Below are 24,047 nucleotides of genomic sequence, written 5' to 3' on the forward strand. Positions count from 1 at the left end.
GCGGCGCCGACGCCGACAACCTCGAACCCGGGCGATCGAGGTTCAACCGATCCGAAAGTGGAGATTGCAATGAGCTACAACGAAGCGAAGTTCTGGCACCCGATGCTGCACCCGAACGAAATGAAACAGCGCAAGCCGATCCGCATCGTGCGCGGCGACGGCTGCTACGTGTTCGACGAAACCGGCCGGCAACTCGTCGACGGCGTCGCGGGCCTGTGGAACGTGAATGTCGGGCACAACCGCCAGGAAGTGAAGGACGCGATCGTGCGTCAGCTCGACGAACTTGAATATTTCCAGCTGTTCGACGGCATCTCGCATCCGCGCGCGGAAGAGCTGTCGAAGAAGCTGATCGACATGCTCGAACCCGAAGGGATGCGCCGCGTGCTGTACAGCTCGGGCGGCTCCGACTCGATCGAGACCGCGCTGAAGATCGCGCGCCAGTACTGGAAGGTGCGCGGCCAGGCCGACCGCACGAAGTTCATCTCGCTGAAGCAGGGTTATCACGGCACGCACTTCGGCGGCGCGTCGGTGAACGGCAATACGGTGTTCCGCCGCAACTACGAGCCGAACCTGCCCGGCTGCTTCCACGTCGAGACGCCGTGGCTGTACCGCAACCCGTTCACGCAGGATCCGGAGGAACTCGGCCGGATCTGCGCGGAAATGCTGGAGCGCGAGATCCAGTTCCAGAGCCCCGACACGGTTGCCGCGTTCATCGCCGAACCGGTGCAGGGCGCGGGCGGCGTGATCGTGCCGCCGGCCAACTACTGGCCGCTCGTGCGCGAGGTGTGCGACCGCTACGGTGTGCTGCTGATCGCCGACGAAGTCGTGACGGGCTTCGGCCGCAGCGGCAGCATGTTCGGCAGCCGCGGCTGGGGCGTGCGTCCTGACATCATGTGTCTCGCGAAGGGGATCTCGTCCGGTTACGTGCCGCTCGGCGCGACGGCCGTGAACGCGCGGATCGAGGACGCATTCTCCGCGAACGCGGACTTCGGCGGCGCGATCATGCACGGCTACACGTACGCCGGGCACCCGGTTGCGTGCGCGGCCGCGATCGCGAGCCTCGACATCGTCGTGAAGGAGGACCTGCCGGCGAACGCGGCGAAGCAGGGCGCGTATCTGCTCGAAGCGCTGCGGTCGTTTCCGGAACGCTTCGCGGCGGTGGGCGAGGTGCGCGGCAAGGGGCTGATGCTCGCGCTCGATCTCGTCGCGGACAAGCAGACCCGCGAGCCGATCGACCCGCTGTCCGGCTATGCGAACGCGGTCGCCGAAGTGGCGCGCGAGCACGGCGTGCTGGTGCGTCCGGTCGGCACGAAGATCATCCTGTCGCCGCCGCTCGTAATCCAGCGCGAGCCGCTCGACCGGATCGTCGACGCGCTCGCGGCGGGCTTCGAGGCCGTGCCGTTCGCGTGAGGGCGTAAGGGCGTGATGTCGTAACCGCGTGAGCGCGTGAGCGCGTGACGACGAACCGGCGGTGGAGGGCGGGATAACCCGCTCCCCACCGCCGTTTTGCCGATTTGCGCTATGACCGAATTATTTTGCCTGCGTATTTTTTCGACATCGGATCGAGTTTGATCGACAGTGGTCCGGGGTCGAAGCGCTGACGCGCTGCCCCGGGCCGGCCGCGAAGCACGGAACGGGCGCCGCAGTGGCGGCGCCGTCCGAAACAGGAAGGAGACGACGATGTCGGGATGGTCTGGAGTGACGGGCGCCGCGGGCGAAACGCCCGCCGGTGCGCCGGCTGAAGCGGGCGGCGGCACGGTGTTGACGGCGGGTGCGGTCGGTTTTCCGACCGCGCTGGCGAGCGCCGTCGGCCTCATCATGGCGAGCCCGGTGATCCTCACCGCGACCTCGGGCTTCGGGATGGGCGGCTGGGCGTTCGCGGTCGCGATGATCATCGCATTCGTGATGATGCAGGCGCAGGCGACGACGTTCTCCGAAGCCGCCGCGATGCTGCCGACGGCCGGCTCGGTTTACGATTACCTGTCGTGCGGGCTCGGCCGCTTCTGGGCGATCACCGGCACGATTTCCGCGTATTTCCTCGTCCACGTGTTCGCCGGCACGGCGGAGACGATCCTGAGCGGCATCATGGCGCTCGTGAACTTCGAGTCGCTGAACGCCGCGCTCGAGAAGCACAACAGCTCGTGGCTCGTCGGCGTCGGCCTGGTGGTCACGTTCGCGATCACCAACATCATCGGCATCAAGGTGTTCAGCAAGCTCGAGATCGTGCTGACGGCCGGCATGTGGCTGTCGCTGATGATCTTCGGGATTCTCGGCCTCGCCGCGGCGCCCGCCGTGCATCTCGACGGCTGGTTCGGCGGCTCGGCAGTCGGCACGTCGGTGCCGGCCGTGCTGTCGCTGGTCGGGATGGCGATGTTCATGTTCGTCGGCTGCGAGTTCGTCACGCCGCTCGCGCCGGAAATGAAGGCGCCGGGCCGCACGATTCCGCGTGCGATGGCGCTCGGCCTCGTCGGCGTCGCGATCTGCATGTTCCTGTATGGCGCGGCGATCCGCCGCCAGGTCGCGAACGTGCCGGTCAGCCCCGACGGCCTGACGCACCTGCTCGACACGCCGGGCGCGATTCCCGCGTTCGCGCTGCAGGTGCTTGGGCCGTTCGGCCGCGTGTGGTTCGGCATCGCGTTCCTGTGCGCGGGCGCCGCGACGATCAACACGCTGATGGCCGGGCTGCCGCGCATCCTGTACGGGATGGCGATCGACGGCGCGCTGCCGCGCTGCTTCGCGTATCTGCATCCGCGCTTCAAGACGCCGGTGGTCGGCATCGTCGCGGCGGCGATCGTGCCGATCGCCCACGCGTGGCTGATCCACGGCAACCTCGACAGCATCCTGCACCTCGTGCTCGCCGCGACCTGCGCATGGGGTACCGCGTACCTGCTCGTCACCGCGTCGGTCGTGATGCTGCGCATTCGCCGTCCCGACCTGCCGCGCCCGTACCGTTCGCCGCTGTTCCCGCTGCCGCAGATCGTGTCGAGCGTCGGCATCGTGCTCGCGATCTGGTACATCACGCCGCCCGGCATGAACGCGCGCGACATCTACGTGCCGTTCGGCGCGATGCTCGGGCTCACCGCGCTGTATGCGCTGTTCTGGACGGTCGTCGTGCAGCGCCGGCATCCGTTCAAGCCGGTGCCGGTCGAGGAAGTGCTGCGCCGCGAGCACGTCGCGTCGTGAAGCTCGCCTTTAACCGGTGGCGCGCGGCGCCCGACACTCCGCCGCCCGGCCACCGGGCCGGCGGGATCGCGGCGCGCGTGCTGGCCGATCTCGGGGCGGTGTGCGATGCGACCGGCGCTGCGGCCGACACGATGGCCCGGCTGCCGAACGGCGTGCGCGTGCGCGTCGACGAGCGCGTCGAGCGTCAGTTCCTGATGCATACGGTCAGCGTGCAGGTGACGGTCACCGTGCCCGGTCCGGCCGGGGACGGCCGCGCACGCGTGCTGCAGACCGGCTGGCTGCGACGCACCGGCGTCGCGGCCGAAGCCGAGCGGGGATGCGACCCCGGGTTTGCGCGCACCGTGGCCGCACTCGTCGCGCAGCCATCGCTGGCCGACGCGCTGCGCCCGCTGCACCTGACTGACTGCACGATCGCCGCGCACGACGGGCGCTGGACGCTGGCCGTCGTGCCGTTCGGCGGCAGCGAGACCGTGAACCGGATGCCGTCGTTTCGCCGCTATGTGCGCCTGACCGGCGAGCAGGCCGCCGCGCTGTCGGCGGCCTGTCTTGCCTTCGAAACCGCACTGCGCGGAATTTTGCGGGGGTAAGCTGTGGCGTTGCGAGCCGCGCGGCCGCAACGTGGATTCAGGGTTTTACCGGAGACGCCGATGCTGTTCCAGTCACGCTCACACGAGGACGTGCATGACCACGGGCTCGCGATCGCCGGTTGGCATCAGGTCTATCGCCAGATGACGCCGGGCCGGTTCAGGGGCACCGTCACGCAGGTGCTGTACGACGACTTCCATTTCTTCCGCGAGACGACCAACCGGCGAGTCGCGCAAACCGGCCTCGCGCCGGCCCGGCGCACGTCGCTCGCGGTGCCGTTGTCGGTGCCGCTCGCGGGCACGTTCCAGGGCCAGCCGGTCGACGGCTATGCGCTGCTCGCGCTGCGCGCCGGCGAGGATTTCGAATTCCATACGCCGGAAGGGATGGGGCTGGTCGGGATCAGCGCCGCATCGGACATGATCGACGAGCTATGCGAAGCCGAGTTCGGCGCGGCCGGCGCGCGCAAGCTGCGGCACGTCACGCGGCTGTCTGACGAGCAGGGCGTCGCGCTCGGCGCGCGGCTGTCGTCGCTGATCGACGACGCGCAGCGCAATCCCGGCTGCCTCGAATACGCGGCCACCCGCAAGATGTTCCGCGACGCGATGCTCGGCATGTTCCTCGATGCGCTCGACCAAGGCATCGGCGTCGAGCGCCGCGACATCACGCACGCTACCTACAGCGATATCGTCAGCCGTTGCGAGAAGCATCTGCGCGACCGGCCCGAGGAACCCGCGACCGTGCTCGAACTGTGCCGCGCGCTGCGCTGCAGCCGCCGTACGCTGCAGACGAGCTTCCAGCGCGTCGCCGACGTCACGCCCGTCGGCTATCTGCGCACGATCCGGCTGAACGCGGTGCGGCGCCTGCTGCGCACCACTGGCGCGCACCAGCTCGGCGTGGGCGAGGCCGCCGCGAGCTGGGGCTTCACGCATCTGGGCTATTTCGCGCGAGAGTATCGCGACCTGTTCGGCGAGCTGCCGTCGCAGACCTTGCGTCCCGAATGACTTCTTCGTGCCGTGACGGTGACGCCGCGCGCCCTCGTGTGTTACCCGATCGCTTCACCGTTTGCTGATTTGGGATAGAGGTTCCGAATTTTCGCTGGATAGAGTCCTGTCACCCATATCGACAACTCCATCGATCTGCACTGCGAATCGATGACAACAGAGGGGCGGGACATGAAGATCGCACGACGACTGGCCGTGGCCGCGGCCACGCTGGGTTGCATGCACGCACACGCGCAGACTTCCGGCAGCGTGACGCTGTACGGCACCGTGGACACCGGCATCATCTATTCGACAAACCAGCAGTTCACGCGCGCCGACGGCAGCACGGGCGGCGGCCATGCGTGGCAGATGGGCGGCGGCAACCTGGTGCCGTCCCGCTTCGGCTTCCAGGGTGCCGAACCGCTCGGCGGCGGGCTCGATGCGGTGTTTTCGCTCGAGCAGCAGTTCCTGTCCGCGAACGGGCAGGCGCTGCAGGGCGGCACCGCGTTCAGCCGGCAGGCGTGGGTCGGGCTGCGCGAGGATGGAATCGGCACGCTCGGCCTCGGCCGGCAATACGACTCGTACACGGACATGCTCGGCGCGTATGTCTCGAGCAACAACTGGGCGACGCCGTACGGCTCGCATCTCGGCGACGTCGACAACCTGAATGCCGCGTTCAACTTCAACAACGCGGTGAAGTTCACCAGCGCGGACTTCCACGGCCTGACGGTCGGCGGCACGTTCAGCTTCGGCGGGCAGGCCGGCGACTTTTCCGCGAAGCGCGGCTATGCGGTCGCGGCGACCTATACCCGCGCGCCGATCGCGTTCTCCGTCGGCTATCTCGACCTGCACCAGCCGCTCGATGCGGCGCTCGGCGGCGCGAGCGGCTATATCGGCGATTTCGCGTGCAGCAATCCGGGCGCGATGTATTGCCTGCTGCAGGACGCCGGCTCGATGCGCGCGTTCGGCGCGGGCGGCTCGGTGACGTTCGGCGCGGCGACGGTCGCACTCACGTACACGCACACGCGCCTCGGCGACAGCCGCTATTTCTCGACTGCCGCACAGCCGCGCACGCAGGCGTTCACGTTCGACATTGGCGAGCTGAACGTCACGTACATGTTTACGCCGGCGCTGCAAGGAGGCGTCGCGTACATCTTCAACGCCGCGCACACCGACGGGCGCGGCACGACGCGCTTCCATCAGGTGAACGTCGGCACGAACTACAGCCTGTCGAAGCGCACCGCGCTGTACGCGGTCGCGATCGGCCAGATCGCGAGCGGCGCGGGGCTCGGCACCGACGCGAACGGAAACGCGGCGAACTACGCGCAGATCCCGGTGCTCGCGAACAGCAATTCGAGCCGCCAGCTCGCGGTGATGGCCGGGATCCGCGTGAACTTCTGACGGCGCGCGCGCCGGCCCGGGCGGGGGCGGCCGGCTGTGCCGGCGGCCCCTTCCGCCGTGTGCCACAAATTCTTAACGATCGACGTGAACAATGGCGTTCGCTTCAGGCCGCCCGAAGCGTCGCCCGCGTTGCACACGTGTGCAACGCGACGCCGACCCGCCACCACGCCGATCGAGAGAGACCTCATGACCCTGTTGAGCCGCCTGCGCGCGCTGTCCGCCGTCGTTGCGCTGTCCTTTGCCGCCTCGCACGCCTTCGCGGCGGATCTCGTCATCGCGGGCCGCGACGACATCTACGGCAAGGGGCTGGCCGACGCCGTCGCCGGCTTCACCAAACTGCATCCGGGTACCGACATCGAACTGCTCAAGCTGCCGAACGCGAACCTGTACCAGAAGCTGAAGCTGTCGATGCGCGAAGGCACCGGCACGTACGACCTCGTGATGATGGACGACACGTGGGCGCCCGAATTCATCGGCAACGGCTGGCTGAAGCCGCTGCCCGCGTCGCTCGCCGATGCCGATCTCGTGCCGTCCGCGGTCGCGCTCGGCCGCAACGCGGCGGGCGCACTGTACGCGCTGCCGATCGTCGGCAACGTCGAGATGTTCGCTTACCGGAAGGATCTGCTCGCGAAGTACAAGCTGCAGCCGCCGCGCAACTGGGACGACGTGCTGAAGATCGCGCAGACCGTCGGCGGTGCGGACAAGAGCGTGTCGGGCGTCGTGTTTCGCGGCACGAAGGGCAACCCGGTCGTGACGGGTTTCCTGCCGATCCTGTGGGCCTACGGCGGCGACGTGTTCGACCGTGCCGGCAACGTGACGATCGATTCGCGCGAGTCGCAGGCCGCGCTGAAGACCTTCCTCGCGCTGAAGCCGTCCGCGCCGAAGGACGTCGACGTGTACGGCGCCGCCGAAGTGCGCGACGCGCTGCAGCGCGGCACCGCCGCGCAGTCGATCGAAGTGTGGCCGGCGTGGATTCCGGCGCTCGACGATCCGAAGCAGTCGCGCGTGGTCGGGCAGATCGCGCTGCAGCCGCCGCCCGGGCAGACGGCAGGCCCCGCACCGATGCTCGGCATCTGGCAGATGGGCATTCCGAAGGATGCGCCGCACGCGAAGCTCGCGCAGGATTTCCTGATCTACCTGAGTTCGCGCGACACGCAGACGCGCCTCGCCGGGATCGGCATTCCGCCGACGCGCCGCAGCGTGTTCGCCGATCCTGCGCTGGTGCGCCAGTACCGTTGGTATCCCGATCAGCTGAAGGCGCTCGAAGCCGGTCGTGCGCGGCCGCGCGTGAAGGACTGGCAGCAGGTCGAGAGCATTCTCGGCGACCAGCTGCAGCTCGCGCTGACCGGCCAGGCTGCACCCGACGCCGCGCTGCGTCAGGCGCAGCAGAAGATCGCTCAGGCGATGGCCGCGGCCGGCAAGTGACGGCCCGCCGTCACGCATCGCCCGGAATCCGCGCATGAAAGCCCTCGGTCGCAGCCTGCCGTTCGTCGCGCTGCTCGGCCCGGCGCTGCTGGTGCTGGCCGCGCTCGCGCTGTACCCGGTCGCGCAGGTGCTGGTCGACTCGTTCTGCCAGGTCGACTATGCGGCCGGCCGGCGCACGTTCGCCGGGCTCGCGAACTATCGCGCGGTGCTCGGTGACGATGCGTTCACAGCCGGCTTCGGCAACACGCTGCGCTTCACGATCGTGGCCTCGCTCGCCGAAGTCGTGCTCGGCTTCGGTCTCGCGCTGCTGTTCGTGCGCGCGTTTCCGGGGCGGCGCATCGCGCTGCCGCTCGCGATCCTGCCGATGATGCTGTCCACGCTCGTGTGCTCGGCGATCTGGCGCAACTGGCTCAACTTCGACGGCTTCCTGAACGCGCTGCTCGCCGCGTTCGGCATCGAAGGCGTGCGCTGGCTGTCCGATCCGCATCTCGCGCTGTGGTCGCTCGTGCTCGTCGACGTGTGGCAGTGGACGCCGATGGCGTTCCTGATCGTGCTTGCCGGGCTGCAATCGATCCCGCAGGAACTGTACGAAGCCGCGCGCACCGACGGCGCGAGCGAATGGCAGTGCCTGCGCGACATCACGCTGCCGCTTGCGGCGCCGCAGATCGGTCTCGCGCTGCTGCTGCGCTCGATCGACACGTTCAAGCTGTTCGACAAGGTCTATGCGCTGACGGGCGGCGGCCCCGGCAATGCGACGCAGACGCTGTCGACCTATATCTACGACACGGGCTTCCGCTTCTTCAACGTCGGACCGGCGAGTGCCGCGTCGGTGCTGATGCTCGCGGCGTCCTCGCTGCTGGTTTCGGGGTACGTATGGCAGACGGTTCGCAAGCGGCGCGCATGACGGCGCAACCCTCGGGCATCTCACGCACGCGAACGGGCGCCGCATTCGATCGCGCGGTGCCGTGGGCGCTGCGTGTCGCCGCGCTCGCGCTGTTGCTGTTACCGTGCCTGTGGATGGCCGGCGCGGCCTTCATGCCGACACTCGAGCGCCTCGATCATCCGTTGCGGATCTGGCCGGCCGCGCCGACCTTCGAGCATTTCGCGTCGGTGTGGTCCAACGGCATTGGCGCGCCGCTCTTCAATTCGCTGCTGGTCGGATTCGGCACGACGCTGCTCGCGCTGGCGCTCGCTTTTCCGGCTGCGTATGCACTCGTGCGGCTGCGGTTTCCGGCACGGCTCGACCTGCTGTTCCTGGTGCTGGTACTCGCGTTGAAGCTGATGCCGCCGATCACGATCGCGGTTCCGCTGTTCGCGCTCGCGAAGCGGCTGCACCTGCTCGATTCGACGCTCGGCCTGATGCTCGCTTACCAGATCTATGCGCTGCCGATGGCGATCTGGATGCTGCTCGCGTTCGTGCGCGACGTGCCGGTCGAATACGAGGAAGCCGCGTGCATCGACGGCGCGGGGCTCACGCGGCGGCTCGTGCAGATCGTGCTGCCGCTGTGCGCGCCGGGGCTGATCGCGACCGCGATCTTCGTGTTCATCGCCGCGTGGAACGAGTTCCTGATCGCGCTGCTGTTCGTATCGACGCCGAGCCGCTTCACGCTGCCGCTCGCGATTGCCGGCTACGTGACGGAGAACGGCATCGACTGGGGCGACCTGATGAGCGCGGGGCTGCTGGCGTCGCTGCCGACGCTCGCCGTGGCCGGCTACGTGCAGCGCTATTTGCTGCGCGGCTTCGCGGGCGGACTGAAGTGACCCGACGCGTTACGCGCAGCTATGCCGGACCACGTGCGTAACCGGGACGACGCGCGTGCGCGACGCACCGTCGAACGTCCGGATCCGGTCGGCGAGCAGGTCGACGGCCGCGTGCGCGAGGCCTTGCGTATACTGGCGCAATGTCGTGAGCCGATAGGCGTCGTATGCGGCGGCGGGGATGTCGTCGAAGCCGATCACGCGCAGATCGTCGGGCACGCGCAGGCCGAATGCGTCGCGTGCGGCGTCGATCACGCCGAGCGCGAGCAGGTCGGACGAGCAGAACACGCCGTCCGGGCGCTCGCCAGATGCGAACAGTTGCCGCGCGGCATCGATGCCGCAAGCATGCGTGTCGGAGCGCGTATCGATCACGCGGACGAGCGCCGCATCGAATGCGTCACCGCGTTGCAACCCCTGCTCGAACGCATCCGCGCGCGAGCGCGCGCTGTAGCTCGCGGTACACGGCCCGATGAACGCGAGCCGACGCGCGCCGGCCCGCACGAGCCGTTGCGCGGCGTGGGCGGCCCCCGCCGCGTTGTCGCTGACGACGACATCCGCGCCCGGCAGGTTCGCTTCGCGATTGATCATCACGACGGGAATCCGGTGGTCGAGATACTGCCGCGCGACCGACAGCGGCGGCGATGCGGACGTCATCACGAGGCCCGCGATCCGGTAGCTGAGCAAACGTTCGAGCGATTGCCGGACCTGATGCGGGTCGTCGGCGTTGGTCACGAGCGGTGTGAACGCGCGCTGGCCGAGCGCGGCCATCAGGTCCGACAGCAGCCGCGCACGGAACGGATTCTCGAACCCGGCCGTCACGACGCCGATCATGCTGCTGCGCTGCGTGATCATGTCGCGCGCGATCAGGTTGACCTGGTAGCCGAGCGCGCGCGCGGCCACCATCACGCGTTCGCGCGTTTCGGGCGCGATGCTTGCCGTCGGCGAGAACGCGCGCGACACCGCGGAGCGCGACACGCCGGCCCGCACGGCGACATCCGACGCCGTCACCCACGTTTTTCTTTCCTTGTCAGTCATCGATTCATGATCCCTTCGCGACTCGAAGCCCCCACGCCGCTGGCCGACTGGATGTCGGCGCTCGACGACGCGCGGCCGCTGCCTACGCTGACCCTACCGGGCAGCCATGACAGCTGTGCGTATACCGTCGACGATCCGCTCGTGCGCACCCAGCGCGCGCCGCTTGACGCACAGCTCGCGCACGGCGTGCGCCTGCTCGACATCCGGTGCCGGCATCGGTGCGATACGTTCGACATTCATCACGGCGGGATCGCGCTCGGCATGTCGTTCGACGACGTGCTCGCGGATTGCACGCGCTTTCTCGATGCGCATCCGCGCGAATGCATCGTGATGTCGGTAAAGGACGAGTGGCCCGCGCACGCATGCACGCGCGGTTTCGAGGCGACGTTCGATGCGCATTGCGCGCGGCATTCGCGGCTGCGCTGGCACGCGGGCGGCGCGCTGCCAGCGCTCGGCGACGTGCGCGGCGCGGTAGTGTTGTTGCGGCGGTTTCGCAGCCGCCGACCGCTCGGCATCGACCTGACCGCGTGGCCCGACAACGCGACCTTCACGATCGATCATCCCGGTGCGGCGTTCGTGATACAGGATGAATACCGTGTGCCCGTCGCCGGGTCGATCCACTACAAGTGGCGCGTGATCGACGCGCTGCTGACCGGCATGCCGTCGCCGGAGAGCGGCCGCTGGGCGATCAATTTCTGCAGCGGTACGGGGATGGGTGCGAACCCTTCGGTGGTCGCGCGCGGCGATGGCAGGGTGCAGGGGATTCAGGCTCGGCTCGCGGAGCGGTTGCGCGAGCTGCGTGGCCCGTGTGGCGCGGTGCTGCTCGATTTTTGCGACGACGATGACTGGGCGTTGGTGCGGGCGCTGGTCGAATGCAATGAGCATGTGCGCGAGCCGGGTGGTAGTCGCAGGCTGAGCGGTTGTTAGGTGCGCGCGGGTCAGCGCGCGGGATATCGCGGGCGCGTCGATGCCGTATTCAACGCGTCGCGATCGCCACCGCCGCACCCGCCATCGCGGTCGCGCTCGTGCGGTTCGCGATCCGCTTCGCGCGTGCCGAAGTGAGGAACGCGCGCGCACGTGAAGCGAGCAGCGACCAGAAGCAATCGGCGAGGATCAGGATCGCGAGCATCGTGCCGACGAGCTCGGCCCACGCGACGACCCCGACATGCGTCAGGTCGACGATCGTCGGCAGCAGAGCCAGATAGAACAGCATGATCTTCGGATTACCAAGGGTCACAAGGGTGCCAGCGACGAACATGCGCCACGGCGACTGGCCGCGCGGCAGGTCGTCGGCCTGCGCGTCGGTCGGCGCGGTCCACATCTTCCACGCGAGGAACAGCAGATACGCGACGCCGAGCAGCTTCAGCACGAGCAGGCCCGTCGCGAACGTGCGCGCGAACGCGGACAGCCCGGCGACGGCCAGCGTGAGCCACAGCGCCTCGCCGATCCACATCGCGGCGAGGAACGGCAGCACGTCGCGCACGCCGTTCGTCAGCACGCGCGCGACGAGCGCGGCGACGCTCGGGCCGGGCGTGCCGGCGGTGACGAGCAGGGCGATGGCGAACACGGCAAGCGCGGACAGCGTCATGACGAACCTCGTGGGCAGGGACGTTCGAAAGGTATGAGGTTTCGATTATAGTGACGGCCGTTCCAGCCCGCTTATCTCGTCGTGATGACAGCATCGATCCGGATTCGTCCCGCCACGCGGGAAGACGCGGCCGCCATGGCCGCCGTGGAAGTGGCCGCCGCCCAGCGCTTTCGCGCCATCGGCATGGTCGACGTTGCCGAAGGCGAACCGACCGATGCGGCCGACGTGCTCGTGCGCATCGACGACGGTCGAGCGTATGTCGCGACGGATGATGAGGGAGCGTGCGTCGGCTTCGCGTTCTACCGGCTGCTCGATGCGCGGCGGCTGTATCTGGAGGAACTGGATGTCGCGCCGTCGCATGCGGGGCAGCGGATCGGCGCGCGCCTGATCGAGCGGATCATGACGCGCGCCGCGCAAGACGGCATTGCCGAGGTCGTGCTGTCGACGTTCCGCGATGCACCGTGGAATGCGCCGTACTACGCGCGCCTCGGTTTCCACATCGTCGACGACGCATCGCTTGACCACGCACTCCACGCGATCCGCGCGCATCACGTTGCGCGCGGCCTCGACGAGACGCAGCGCGTGTTCATGCGCGCCGACGTGCGCGCATGAACGTGTCGCCGGCCGTCAGGCCGCGTCGCTGAGCGCCGGGTAGTCGGTGTAACCCGTTTCGCCTTCGGCGTAGAACGTCTCCGGTACCGGCTTGTTCAGCGGTGCGCCGAGTTCGAGACGGCGCGGCAGGTCCGGGTTCGCGATGAACAGCTTGCCCCACGCGATCGCATCGGCGTTGCCGCTCGCGAGCGTGTCCTGCGCGGATTCGAGCGTGAACTGCTCGTTCGCGATCAGCGGGCCGCCGAACGCTTCCTTCAGGCGCGGGCTCAGGTGGTCGCCCGAATACGACTCGCGCGTGAAGATGAACGCGATCTTGCGGCGGCCGAGTTCGCGCGCGACATAGCCGAACGTCGCGGCCGGATCGGAGTCGCCCATCGTGTGCGCATCGCCGCGCGGTGCGAGGTGCACGCCGACACGGCCCGCGCCCCACACGTCGATCGCCGCGTCGACCACTTCGAGCAACAGGCGCGCGCGATTCTCGATCGGGCCGCCGTACGCGTCGGTGCGGTGATTGGTGCTGTCCTGCAGGAACTGGTCGAGCAGGTAGCCGTTCGCGCCGTGGATCTCGACGCCGTCGAAACCGGCCTTCTTCGCGTTCTCCGCGCCCTTGCGGTATGCGGCGACGATGCCCGGAATTTCATCGAGTTCGAGCGCGCGCGGCGTCACGTACGGACGCTGCGGGCGCACGAGGCTGACGTGGCCGCCCGCGGCGATCGCGCTCGGCGCGACCGGCAGGTCGCCGTTCAGGAACATCGGGTCGGAGATCCGGCCGACGTGCCACAGCTGCAGCACCATGCGGCCGCCGGCCGCGTGCACGGCCTGCGTCACGCGCTTCCAGCCTTCGACCTGCTCGTCGGACCAGATGCCGGGGGTGTCCGCATAGCCGACGCCCTGCGGCGTGACCGAGGTCGCTTCGCTGATGATCAGGCCGGCCGATGCACGCTCGGCGTAATAGCGGGCCATCAGGTCGTTCGGCACGCGCGTCGCGCCCGCGCGGGAGCGGGTGAGCGGTGCCATCACGATGCGGTTCGGCAGCGTTAGATCGCCGAGGGTAACGGGGTCGAACAGAGTGGGCATGGCAGATAACCTCTTCACGAAAGGCGGGATGACCGTCGCGTCGTGCGCGGCGGGTGGCCCGCATGGCCTGGGTCAGAGTTCGCGGCGCAGAGCGTCGAGAAATGCGTCGATGACGGCCTCGTTGCGCCGGAAGAACGCCCACTGGCCGATCCGCGTCGATGTCACGAGCCCCGCGCGCTGCAGCGTCGCGAGGTGCGCGGAGACGGTCGACTGCGACAGCCCGCAGCGCGCGTCGATCTGCCCGGCGCAGACGCCGTGGTCGTACGGCAGCGTCTGGTCGGGGAAATGCGCGCCCGGCGTTTTCAGCCAGACGAGAATTTCCCGGCGCAGGGGGTTCGAAAGCGCTTTAAGGATCGCGTCGATGTCGAGTTCGGTCGGCATGGAAGGGGCGTGGTATTCATTCCGGCGTTCTGTCGGAGCGCCGGCGCAAGCGGGTATCGTCGATGGGCGAATCATATATCGGGAAAAGACGATATGTACGAAGGCACTGTCGCGAGTGGGGTTGTTTATTGTCGGCATTCAAAAATGATCGCACTTTTGAGGCGATACATTTTGCGCACAAAATAGTTGGTACTTTATATTTCGTATCGTGAGATTGTGTTTATATGTGTATGTTTATAAACGAGATATTTTTGTTTTTGACTGCGCTGACCGTGAGTCCGATCAACGCAAAAGTGCTCCTTGGGTACGAGACGCTTGTTTTGCAAGAAGAGGCCGACCCGGAAATCGTGGCTTCTGTCTTAGCGAAGGGCTACGCTCCCGACCTCGACGAAACGGAGCTCGAAGAAGTCGGGAGGGACCCATTCCTGATCGCGTACGCGGTAACCGACCCGGGTCACCGTGTCGTCGTGTCGATCGAGGTATCTGCGCCAGCCAAAAAACGGGCAAATCGCCGCGTGCCGGACGTGTGCCGGGACAATGGTGTTTCTGTCTGCAACACATTCACAATGTTGAGAGAGCTTGGCTTCACGACCACGTGGCTCAAGCCGACGGCATAGCCGCATGTGGCCTTTTTCGGGCTTAGAGCAAAATAGTTGCGTCACTCCAGAATCCTCGTGTTGCGGCGGTAACGCCCTGATTTCTAGACCGATTTTCCGAGGCAGCGCACGGCCGGTCGAGACGCTGAGTGCAGACGGGGCGCTCTCTGCCTCAAGCTCAGCCTGTGAACACGGCTAGCGCTAATTGTGAACGCCTACAACATCTCTAAGCGAACACGTTGCGGGCATTGTGGAGCGTGGCGGCGAGCGTTACAACTTGTGGCGGATCGGCCGTCCACACCGGTTCGACCGGGTCGACATCCGCACGTGTTGAGATTAGTCCGATTATTGATCGGAAATCAAAAATGATTCGTTCCGACTTATGGTTATCAACGGAACGAAGTCACACTATCGTAGCGGCTTACGATTGGTGCTCGACTCTCTTCTCATGAAGACCACACTAGACGAAATGCTCGCGTTCGTAACGATCGCAGACACGGGTTCGCTGACGGGTGCGGCGGACCGGTTGCATCAGCCGACCTCCGTGATGAGCCGAATCCTGCGGCGGCTGGAAGATAAACTCGACACAACGCTGATCAGGCGCACGACACGCCGGCTGGAACTCACGGAAGAGGGCAACGTCTTCCTCGACTATGCGCGAGACATTATTGCGTCGGTCGAGTTTGCCGAAGACCAGATCGCCCGGCAGCGCGAAACGCCGGCGGGCCGTCTGCGGATCAACGCTGCGATGCCGTTCATGCAGCACGTGATCGCGCCGATGATGCCGGGGTTTCGCGAAGCCTATCCGGCGATCGAGGCCGAGCTTCATACGAGCGACGAGATCATCGACTTGCTCGAACAACGCACCGATGTCGCGATCCGGATCGGTGAGTTGCGCGACTCGACACTGCACGCGCGCAAGCTCGGCAGCAGCAGGCTACGTATTCTTGCCAGCCCGGCCTATCTGGAGAGGGCCGGGATACCCGAGAGCGTGGACGATCTTGCGACCCATACGCTGCTCGGCTTCGTCCAGCCGGAGACGCTGAACCACTGGCCGTTGCGTACTGCGGCTGGCGATGGGTACCGGGTACAGCCTGCGCTGCAGGCGTCGAGCGGCGAGACGCTGCTGACGCTCGCGCTCAATGGCGCCGGCATCGTGTGCCTGGCGGATTTCATGACGGGTACGCATCGCCGCGACGGCAGTCTGGTCGAACTACTCGTTGACGACACCACAGAATTTCGCCAGCCGATTCATGCGGTCTACTATCGCAACGCGACGCTGTCGTCACGCATCGTCAGCTTTCTTGACTACGTCGGTGCACAGTTGAAGGAAAGCGGCGACATCGACTGAGCGAAGTCGGTGAACGGCGGGTCATGCCGCAGCGTAAGGGCGGCCTGTTCGATCGGTATCGGACAGGCCGCCCTTTTTTCCATCGACCGATCCGCCGCCTCGATCGAATTCTGGGAGCGGTGTCTACTGCCCCAGCGCACTCATCAGCCTGACGTGGCTGAGCACTTCGTCGGTCCGTGCCTGCGCGAGTGAGTCTTCGGCCGCGAGCAGCGAACGCTGCACTTCCAGCGTATCGATGAACGCCGATTCGCCGCTGTGCCACGACTGGTTGATCTGCGTATAGGCGCCGCGCGCATTCGCCACCGCGCGTTCGAGGCGCTCGGTGCGACTGTGATCGCGGGCAGTCGCCGCTACCGACGTCTCGACATCGCTGACCGCCGTCAGCACTGTCGCACGATATGCAGCGAGCGCCTGATCCGCCTGCGCACTGCGTAACGCGACGACGCTGCGCCGCCGCCCGCCGTCGAACAGCGGTGCGCTCGCGCCGGCGCCTGCCATCCACGCCAGCGACCGCGCGAGTGTGGCACCGGAGAAGCCGTCGATCGCCGCGCCGATCACGCCGATCAGTTGCAGGTGCGGCTTCAGGTCGGCCTCGGCCACGCCGATTCGCGCATAGGCCGCGACGACGCGTGCCTCGGCGGCGCGGACGTCCGGCCGTCGGCGCAGCAGGTCGGCCGGCGTGCCGATGCCCGGAGTGGAGGCCGTCCACACCGGCCCTGGCGCGGGCGGGTCGAGTTGCGCGTAGATGTCCTGCGGCGTCGACGCGGTGATGATCGACAGCCGATGAATCGCGGTCTGCCGCTGCAGTTGCAGCGCGGGCAGTTCGGCCAGCGTCGTCTCCGTCTGCGCGGCGGCGCGGTCAACGTCGGCGACCGGCACGACACCCGCATCGAACAGACGCCGCGTCGATTCCTCGGTGCCGCGCTGGCTCAAAGCGTTGGCCTCGACCAGTGCGAGCCGCTGTTCGAGTCCGCGTACCGTCACATAGGTGCGCACGGTTTCGTCGATCGTTGCGATCCGCACGGCCGCCGCATCGTTTTGTGCGGACGCCATGTCCGCGTCGGCAGCCGAGACGCCCTGGCGGATGCGGCCGAAGATGTCGATTTCCCATGCGAGGCTCGCGTTCAGGTCGAACGCGTTGCCCGTCGTCGGCGTATCGGTCGGGAACGCCTGCGACGCGGACAGCCGCTGGCGGCCGGCGCTCGCATTCAGGTCGAGCGACGGGAACCACTGCGACGCCGCGCCGATCCGCACCGCGCGTGCCGCGTCGATGCGCGCGACTGCGGCCTTCAGGTCAAGGTTGTTCGCGAGTGCCGTGTCGACCAGCCGGTCGAGAATCGGATCGTGAAAGCCGTGCCACCACGCACCGGTGTCGGCGGCCGGGCCGCTGGCCGCGAGGTCGGCATTCGCATAGGTCGCGGCCAGCGGCGGCGGCGAAACGGTGGCGACCGGGGCGCTCGTGCACGCAGTCAGGACGGCCGCCGCGGACAGCGCGGCCACGAGTCGAACGAATTTCATTGCACCACCTCCGTCGCGACGGCCGCGACAGCGGTCTTGCGCATCGCGAGCCGGCGAACCATCACGTAGAAGACGGGCGTAAACAGCAGCCCGAAGAACGTCACGCCGATCATCCCGAAGAACACGGCCGCACCGACCGCCTGGCGCATTTCCGCGCCGGCGCCCTCGGAAATCACGAGCGGCAGCACGCCGAGAATGAACGCAAGCGACGTCATCACGATCGGGCGCAGCCGCTGCACGCACGCTTCGACGACGGCCTCGACCAGATCGATGCCGTCGGCCTCCAACTGTCGCGCGACCTCGACGATCAGGATCGCGTTCTTCGCGGCGAGCCCGACCAGCACGATGAAGCCGATCTGCGTGAGGATGTTCACGTCCTGGCCGAGTGCGCGCACGCCGAGCGATGCGGCGAGCAGGCACATCGGCACGATCAGCAGGATCGAGACGGGCAGGCTCCAGCTGCCGTACTGCGCGGCGAGCACCAGATACACGAGCAGCACGCACAGCGGGAATACGAGCAGCCCCGTGTTGCCGGCGGTGGTCTGCTGGTACGAGAGATCGGTCCATTCGAACGAGATGCCGGGCGGCAGCACCTGCTTCGCGAGCGTTTCCATCGTCTTGATCGCGAAGCCGGAGCCCAGGCCCGGCGCGGTGTCGCCGTTGATTTCGGTGGCCGGATACAGGTTGTAGCGCGGTGCGCGATCGACGCCGAGCGTGTCGTCGATGCGCGTGACGCTGCCGATCGGCACCATTTCGCCGTCGCGGTTGCGTACCTTCAGCCGCGCGAGATCGGACGCTTCGACGCGGAACGGCAGGTCGGCCTGCGCGGTCACGCGGTAGGTGCGCCCGACGATGTTGAAGTCGTTGATGTAGGTCGAGCCGAAGTACGTTTCGACCGCATCGTTGATTTCCTGGCTGGGCACGCCGAGCATCTCGGCCTTCTCGCGGTCGAGTTCGACATGCACCTGCGGGCTCGTCGCGGAGTAGGGCGTATAGACGCCGACCATGCCGGGCGTGCGGTTTGCGGCGGCCACCAGATCCCGCGTCGCCTTCGCGAGCGCGGCGGTGCCGAGGCCGTTGCGGTCTTCCAGCCGCATCGCGAAGCCGCCCGTGCTGCCGAGGCCTTGCACCGGCGGTGGCATCGCGACGACGATCGACGCTTCCGTGACGCTCGCCAGCCGTTGACGCATCTCGGCTGCAATCTTCTCGATCGTCAGGCCCTGCTTCTTGCGCTCCGGCCACGGCTTGAACACCGGGAACAGGCCGGCGCTGTTCGCCGAATTCGTACCGGTCGCCGCATTGACGCCGGAAAACACCGGCACGCGGGCGACACCGGGCACCGACAGCGCGATGTCCTCGATCTTGCGCGCGACCGCGCTCGTGCGTTCGAGCGTCGCGCCGTCAGGCATCCGCACGAGTACAACGAGGTAGCCGCGATCCTGCGCCGGAATGAAGCCCTTTGGGCTCGATACGAGCAGATAGCCGGTCGCGGCGATCAGCACGACGTACATTGCGGCCATCGCGGGGATAATCCGCACAACTTTCCGGACCAGCCTGCCATACGCGTCGGACAGGCGCTGGAACACGCGGTTGAATGCGTTCGCGAAGCGCTGCACGACACGCATCGCAGGCGCGAACAACGCGGCAACCCGCGACACGGGCGCGGCGGCATCGGGTTCGTCGGCATGCGCTTTCAGGATCATCGCCGACAGCGCGGGCGCGAGCGTCACCGACGTGAAGAACGAAATCGCGGTCGACACGGCGATCGTCACGCCGAACTGGCGGAAGAACTGGCCCGAGATGCCCGGAATGAACGAAGTCGGCACGAACACCGCGCAAAGCACGAGCGTAATCGCGAACAGCGCGCCGCCGACTTCCTTCATCGTCAACAATGTCGCGTCGCGCGGCCCTGCACCGGTCGACAAGTGCCGCTCGACGTTCTCGACCACGACGATCGCATTGTCGACGACGATCCCCACCGCGAGCACGAGGCCGAACAGCGTCAGGTTGTTGATCGAGTATCCGAGCACGGCCATCGCCGCGAACGTGCCGACGAGCGACACCGGAATCGACAGGATCGGGATGATCGACGGCCGCCAGCCCTGCAGGAACAGCAGCACGACGAACACGACGAGCACGACCGCCTCGTAGATGGTCTTGACGAGTTCGTGGATGCTGTCGCCGATGAACGCGGTCGGGTTGTAGCCGATGTTGTAGACGATGCCCCTCGGGAAATCCTGGCTCAGCTCGGCCATCTTCTTCTCGACCGCAGCCATCGTCGCGACCGCATTGGCGCCGGGCTGCTGCAGCACCTGCAGCGCGATCGTCGGGTGGCGCAGCATGTAGCTGTCGGTCGCATAGGCGAGTGCGCCCACTTCGATGCGCGCGACATCCTTCAGCCGCACGAGCCGCCCGTCCTTGCCCTGCTTCACGACGATGTCGCTGAAATCCTCAGGGCGCTTGAGCCGCCCTTCGAAGATCAGGTTCGGCTGGAAGGCCTGGTTCGTGATAGGCGCCTGCGCGACCACGCCGCCCGCGAGCTGCGTGTTTTGCGCGCGCACCGCGGCGATCAGGTCGCTCGGGCTCAGGCCGAACGACGCGACGCGCTCGGGATCGAGCCAGATGCGCATCGAGTATTCGCGCGCGCCGAGCGGGTTGATGTCGCCGACGCCTTCGATCCGCTTGAGCACGTCCGCGACGTTGCGGATCGCGTAGTTCGATACGTACAGTGGGTCGTAACGCTGGTCGGGCGAGTACAGGAAGATCGTGCCGAGCTGCGTCGGCGACGATTTGCGCACGGACACGCCGCTGCGCTGCACGGGCTCGGGCAGGCGCGGCGTCGCGAGCGCGACGCGGTTCTGCACCAGCACCTGGGCTTTGTCGACATCGGTGCCCGGCTTGAACGTCACGGTGATGTTCAGGCTGCCGTCCGACGTCGCCTGGCTGTACATGTACAGCATGTCTTCCACGCCATTGACTTCCAGTTCGATCGGCGTCGACACCGTCTGGGATACCGTTTCCGCGGAGGCGCCCGGATAGGTCGCCTGAATCACGACAGTGGGCGGCGCAATGTCCGGATACTCGGACACCGCGAGCGAGAAATAGGCCAACGCGCCGGCGATCGTCAGCACGATCGACAGGACGATCGCGAGCACCGGCTGCTGCACGGACAAGCGGCCGAGGTTCATTGCGCGCTCCCTGTCGTAACGGTTGCAGGGCCGGCGGCATCGGCCGTCGCGATCGCGCGCGGAACGACCTTGACCTTGTCGCCGGCCTGCACGCGCTGGAAGCCGTCGACGATCACGCGGTCGCCCGCATTCAGCCCCGCGTCGATCTCGCGCAGGTTGCCGTACAGGCGGCCGGGCGTCACCGGGCGGATCGCGACGACGCTGTTCGCGTCGACGAAATACAGCACGCGGCGTGTCGCGTCGGTTGCGACGGCCGAATCGGGAACAAGCAGCGCGTGATGCGCGACGCGGCTCGACAGAGACACGCGGCCGAACTGACCGGGGCTCAGGCGCCGGTCAGGATTCGCGACGCGCGCGCGCTGCCGCAACGTGCCCGTCGAGTTGTCGAGGCGGTTGTCGACGAAATCCATCGTGCCCGTCAGCGATGGCTGCGTATCGCCCGGCAGCGCGATCGCAACCTGCCGCGACGACGCGTTGCCGCCGCTTTTCTGCGATTCGCGCGTATAGCGCAGGTAGCTTTCCTCGTCGACGTCGAAGTAGATGTCGATCGGATCCTGCGACACGATCGTCGTCAGCACGGTCGCATCGCTGTCGCCGCCTTTCACGAGATTGCCCTCGCTCACGAGCTTGCGGCTGATGCGGCCGGACATCGGCGCGACGATGCGCGTGAACGACAGGTCGAGCCGCGCGCGTTCGAGCGCGCCTTGCGCGCTCGTCACCTCGGCCTGTGCGCTTTGCACGGCCTGTCTGCGCTGGTCGTAGAGGCTCTGCGCGATGGTGTCGGTCTTGATCAGGATGCTCGCGCGCTCGAAATCCTGCCGGCTCAGCTTCAGTTGCGACTGCGCGCGTTCGAGCGCGCCCTGTGCAGCGGTGACGGCCGCCTGGTACGGGCGCGGATCGATGACGAACAGCAAGTCGCCTTTGCGGACGGTCGCGCCGTCCTGGAATGCGATCTTGTCGAGATAGCCGCTCACGCGCGGGCGCACGTCGACCGTGTCGACGGCTTCGAAGCGGCCCGTATAGACGTCGACATCGTTGACGTCGCGGGCGACGGGCGGGCTGACGATCACGCTCGGCGTCGCGGCCGGTGCGGTGTCGTCCGACTTGCAGCCGGATAACGCGAGCAGCGCGGCCAGCGGAACGGCGGCCAGCACGGCCGGTAGCGCGATGCGCTTCAATCCTGGATTGCGGTTCATGTGCGTGCGAAATATCGAGTGAGGCGCATCGCGCCGGATGGTGCGCAGTATCGTGCGCGGCGCACGGCGGATAAACAGATGAAGCGGCATAAGAACTTGTACTGCGCAGTCACGAATCGCCGCGCGGGGCGACGATGCGCGAGCCGGTTGTGCAGGATGGCGGGACAGGCGGGAGGTTCGGTGACGACGCGCGGCCCGAATGCCTGTTCAGGCGGTTCGGGCCGGCAATACGGAGGGACGGGGCAAGCGTATGCGCGTGTCGAGAGGCCGGCTCTCTTGCGCGTCGATGCGAATCAATGGCCGCGATAGATCGAGTCGCGGCCGTTGATCATCACCGCGCGGCCGGATTCGCTGGTGGAGCGGCCTTCGCTGCCGTAGCCGGTCGTCGCGGCGGCCGGTGTGGTGTGCGGCGCATCCTGCGCGACGGTGTTTTCGCGGACACGCTTTTCCGCGGCGAGGATCGCCGCCGGATCCTGGTTGTGATCCATCGCCGGACGATAGCCGGCGGCGACGAGTTGCGCTAGTTCGGCCTTCACTTCCGCACGGGTTGGTTGACGGTCGGCCTGTTGCGCGAAAGCGAGGGCCGGGACGAAAAGAATCAGCGAGGCAATGGTACGAGAGCGGAACGATTTCATGACAGGAACCTGTATTGGTTGAGAGGGCCGCAGCGACCTTGTTGTCGCTGCGGTGATGCCAATATAGGGCGGGTGCCGTCGATGAAAAACGGCAGATCGACAAATTGACTTTTGATCTTATGTCATGAGTCGGGCATCAGGTTTCACATGTGCCTCCCTGGATTTTTAGGCAGTGCCTTGTTTAATCGACTGGCCGTTTGGAACCGCATCCAGGCTCATTCAATATCGTCCAGCTTTACTCCGGTGTTGTTCTTCCATGTCAGCACGGCGCAACTCGCGACTACCGCCACCACGATGAGATAGACATTGAATAGCTGCCCCTTGTCGAAGGAATACAGCCATGCATTCAGATATGAGGCGGTGCCGCCGAAGAATGCGACCGCCAGTGAAATGAAAAAGCCGAAGAGACGGGTGCGGTAGCGTGTCGGCACTTGTTCCGAAATGGCCGCAGGCTTGCTCCCGGTGATAAATGCAACGAGCACGAGCCCGACCGACTGCGTGACGAGCAACGTCCACGGCTCGCTGGAAATCAGGCTCCAGAGCGGAAAGATGGTGATCGAGATGCCGAGCAGCGAGATGAGCGTCGTAACCTTGCGTCCGGTGAAATCGGAAAGGCGACCAATGAGCGGAAGCGCGATCAGATAGATTACCTGGGCAATGCAACTCATTGTGAACGCGCGGTGCGCATCCATGTGCTTGACACTGATTGCGTAGATGGCTGCGGACGTTACCCACGTATAGTAGGTAAGCGTCGAACCGGCCTCGTACACGAACAGCTTCAAGCCTTCGCGCACGACCTTGGCCCGCGGCCACGGCTTGTGACGAGCCTGGGTCGAGGCGTCAACGATGACGCTTTCCACCATATTGCGGCGCAGCCATAGCGCGAATATCGCGAGAAACCCGCCCGACGCGAACGGCACCCGCCATCCCCAGTTCTGCATGGCGTCCGGTGAAAGGAACGCCGTGAGCGACGCAAGAAAAAAAGTGGCAATCAGCGAGCCGGCGCCGACCGACATGAACACGGCACTCGACCACAAACCACGCTGCGCGGGCGGAGCGATTTCGGCAACGTAGGCATAGGACGCCGTTGTTTCGCCGCCGTGCGCCGCACCCTGCACGAGGCGCGCCACCAGCAATGCGGCCGAGGCCCAGCTGCCGATTGCGTCATATGGCGGGATGATCGCGATCAGAAGGCTCGCAAACGCCATGAGGAGCATCGTACTCAGGAGTACCGAGCGGCGTCCGATGCGGTTGGCGATCGCGCCGAATACTATGCCACCCAACGGGCGGGCGAAGAAGCCTGCAGCGAATACGGCCAGCGTACCGAGCAGCGACGATGTCTTGTTCGTATTGTCGAACAGCGCGCCGGCAATATAGACCGATGCAACCGTATAGACCGTCCAGTCGAACCATTCGAGCAAATTGCCGAGACTGGACGCGATCAGGGATCGCCGATGAGATGAAGGTTGCGACGCGGCACGTCGCGACGACGAGGAAAGATGAGAAAGGTAAGTCATGAAGTCTCCGATTTTTTGTCG

The 24,047-nt window shown here is 66.6% G+C and carries 21 protein-coding genes; 12 read left to right on the forward strand and 9 right to left on the reverse strand.

Translation table 11 applies throughout. The features are described 5' to 3' along the window. Window positions 1–69: 69 nt before the first annotated feature. The 8 genes from FFI87_RS21145 (at window position 70) to FFI87_RS21180 (ending at window position 9,335) form a co-directional block, all read left to right on the forward strand. Window positions 70–1,410, forward strand: a complete 1,341-nt coding sequence (locus tag FFI87_RS21145; RefSeq protein WP_012366435.1) for an aspartate aminotransferase family protein — start codon at window positions 70–72, stop codon at window positions 1,408–1,410. A 270-nt stretch (window positions 1,411–1,680) separates the two neighbouring features. After that, a complete protein-coding gene (locus FFI87_RS21150) occupies window positions 1,681–3,183 on the forward strand; it encodes an APC family permease (RefSeq protein ID WP_012366434.1) in 1,503 nt (500 codons plus the stop codon). After that, window positions 3,180–3,770, forward strand: coding sequence for a DUF3156 family protein (locus FFI87_RS21155; RefSeq protein ID WP_138849192.1), 591 nt, complete (start codon window positions 3,180–3,182; stop codon window positions 3,768–3,770). The genes FFI87_RS21150 and FFI87_RS21155 overlap by 4 nt, the downstream gene beginning before the upstream one ends. 60 nt (window positions 3,771–3,830) lie before the next feature. Further along, the gene (locus FFI87_RS21160) at window positions 3,831–4,769 is read left to right on the forward strand and encodes a helix-turn-helix domain-containing protein (RefSeq protein ID WP_138849190.1); all 939 of its coding nucleotides are present in this window, start codon (window positions 3,831–3,833) and stop codon (window positions 4,767–4,769) included. 171 nt (window positions 4,770–4,940) lie between these two features. After that, window positions 4,941–6,149, forward strand: coding sequence for a porin (locus FFI87_RS21165; RefSeq protein WP_138849188.1), 1,209 nt, complete (start codon window positions 4,941–4,943; stop codon window positions 6,147–6,149). A gap of 186 nt (window positions 6,150–6,335) precedes the next feature. Then, window positions 6,336–7,574 carry an ABC transporter substrate-binding protein gene (locus FFI87_RS21170; protein ID WP_138849186.1) on the forward strand — a complete coding sequence of 413 codons (1,239 nt, stop codon included), beginning with the start codon at window positions 6,336–6,338 and terminating at the stop codon, window positions 7,572–7,574. A 34-nt stretch (window positions 7,575–7,608) separates the two neighbouring features. Beyond that, a complete protein-coding gene (locus FFI87_RS21175; RefSeq protein WP_138849184.1) occupies window positions 7,609–8,478 on the forward strand; it encodes a carbohydrate ABC transporter permease in 870 nt (289 codons plus the stop codon). After that, window positions 8,475–9,335: a carbohydrate ABC transporter permease gene (locus tag FFI87_RS21180; protein ID WP_138849182.1), complete on the forward strand. Its 861-nt coding sequence runs from the start codon at window positions 8,475–8,477 to the stop codon at window positions 9,333–9,335. The genes FFI87_RS21175 and FFI87_RS21180 overlap by 4 nt, the downstream gene beginning before the upstream one ends. A gap of 9 nt (window positions 9,336–9,344) precedes the next feature. Here FFI87_RS21180 and FFI87_RS21185 read toward each other — a convergent pair whose 3' ends face one another. Continuing rightward, complete coding sequence (locus FFI87_RS21185; protein WP_138849180.1) at window positions 9,345–10,367, reverse strand: LacI family DNA-binding transcriptional regulator; 1,023 nt, start codon at window positions 10,365–10,367, stop codon at window positions 9,345–9,347. A 6-nt stretch (window positions 10,368–10,373) separates the two neighbouring features. On the opposite strand from FFI87_RS21185, the gene FFI87_RS21190 reads away from it, so the two are divergent. Further along, entirely contained in the window at window positions 10,374–11,294 is a 921-nt protein-coding gene (locus FFI87_RS21190) for a phosphatidylinositol-specific phospholipase C (RefSeq protein WP_186381754.1), read from the forward strand. Window positions 11,295–11,343: 49 nt separating this feature from the next. Here FFI87_RS21190 and FFI87_RS21195 read toward each other — a convergent pair whose 3' ends face one another. Further along, window positions 11,344–11,955 carry a LysE family translocator gene (locus tag FFI87_RS21195; protein ID WP_138849178.1) on the reverse strand — a complete coding sequence of 204 codons (612 nt, stop codon included), beginning with the start codon at window positions 11,953–11,955 and terminating at the stop codon, window positions 11,344–11,346. Window positions 11,956–12,039: 84 nt separating this feature from the next. Here FFI87_RS21195 and FFI87_RS21200 point away from each other — a divergent pair, with 84 nt between their 5' ends. Continuing rightward, window positions 12,040–12,567 carry a GNAT family N-acetyltransferase gene (locus FFI87_RS21200; RefSeq protein ID WP_138849176.1) on the forward strand — a complete coding sequence of 176 codons (528 nt, stop codon included), beginning with the start codon at window positions 12,040–12,042 and terminating at the stop codon, window positions 12,565–12,567. A 15-nt stretch (window positions 12,568–12,582) separates the two neighbouring features. Here FFI87_RS21200 and FFI87_RS21205 read toward each other — a convergent pair whose 3' ends face one another. Then, a complete protein-coding gene (locus tag FFI87_RS21205; protein ID WP_012366424.1) occupies window positions 12,583–13,644 on the reverse strand; it encodes an alkene reductase in 1,062 nt (353 codons plus the stop codon). Between the two features lie 72 nt (window positions 13,645–13,716). After that, window positions 13,717–14,025, reverse strand: a complete 309-nt coding sequence (locus tag FFI87_RS21210; RefSeq protein ID WP_138849175.1) for an ArsR/SmtB family transcription factor — start codon at window positions 14,023–14,025, stop codon at window positions 13,717–13,719. 257 nt (window positions 14,026–14,282) lie between these two features. Between FFI87_RS21210 and FFI87_RS21215 the strand changes: the two genes are divergently transcribed. Next, a complete protein-coding gene (locus tag FFI87_RS21215) occupies window positions 14,283–14,642 on the forward strand; it encodes a DUF4411 family protein (RefSeq protein WP_244096981.1) in 360 nt (119 codons plus the stop codon). Window positions 14,643–15,069: 427 nt separating this feature from the next. Further along, window positions 15,070–15,972: a LysR substrate-binding domain-containing protein gene (locus FFI87_RS21220; protein WP_012366421.1), complete on the forward strand. Its 903-nt coding sequence runs from the start codon at window positions 15,070–15,072 to the stop codon at window positions 15,970–15,972. A gap of 123 nt (window positions 15,973–16,095) precedes the next feature. Here the strand turns inward: FFI87_RS21220 and FFI87_RS21225 are convergent, their stop codons facing one another. The 5 genes from FFI87_RS21225 to FFI87_RS21245 all read right to left on the reverse strand — a co-directional run bounded on the left by FFI87_RS21225 (window position 16,096) and on the right by FFI87_RS21245 (window position 24,026). After that, window positions 16,096–17,490 carry an efflux transporter outer membrane subunit gene (locus FFI87_RS21225; protein ID WP_138849173.1) on the reverse strand — a complete coding sequence of 465 codons (1,395 nt, stop codon included), beginning with the start codon at window positions 17,488–17,490 and terminating at the stop codon, window positions 16,096–16,098. Continuing rightward, entirely contained in the window at window positions 17,487–20,678 is a 3,192-nt protein-coding gene (locus FFI87_RS21230; RefSeq protein ID WP_138849171.1) for an efflux RND transporter permease subunit, read from the reverse strand. The genes FFI87_RS21225 and FFI87_RS21230 overlap by 4 nt, the downstream gene beginning before the upstream one ends. Next, entirely contained in the window at window positions 20,675–21,874 is a 1,200-nt protein-coding gene (locus FFI87_RS21235) for an efflux RND transporter periplasmic adaptor subunit (RefSeq protein ID WP_012366418.1), read from the reverse strand. The genes FFI87_RS21230 and FFI87_RS21235 overlap by 4 nt, the downstream gene beginning before the upstream one ends. A gap of 293 nt (window positions 21,875–22,167) precedes the next feature. Further along, the gene (locus FFI87_RS21240) at window positions 22,168–22,509 is read right to left on the reverse strand and encodes a DUF4148 domain-containing protein (protein WP_138849169.1); all 342 of its coding nucleotides are present in this window, start codon (window positions 22,507–22,509) and stop codon (window positions 22,168–22,170) included. Window positions 22,510–22,724: 215 nt separating this feature from the next. After that, window positions 22,725–24,026 carry an MFS transporter gene (locus FFI87_RS21245; protein WP_012366416.1) on the reverse strand — a complete coding sequence of 434 codons (1,302 nt, stop codon included), beginning with the start codon at window positions 24,024–24,026 and terminating at the stop codon, window positions 22,725–22,727. Window positions 24,027–24,047 lie beyond the last annotated feature (21 nt).

This window comes from Burkholderia sp. KBS0801 (assembly GCF_005937855.2).
Classification (GTDB): Bacteria; Pseudomonadota; Gammaproteobacteria; order Burkholderiales; family Burkholderiaceae; genus Burkholderia; species Burkholderia ambifaria.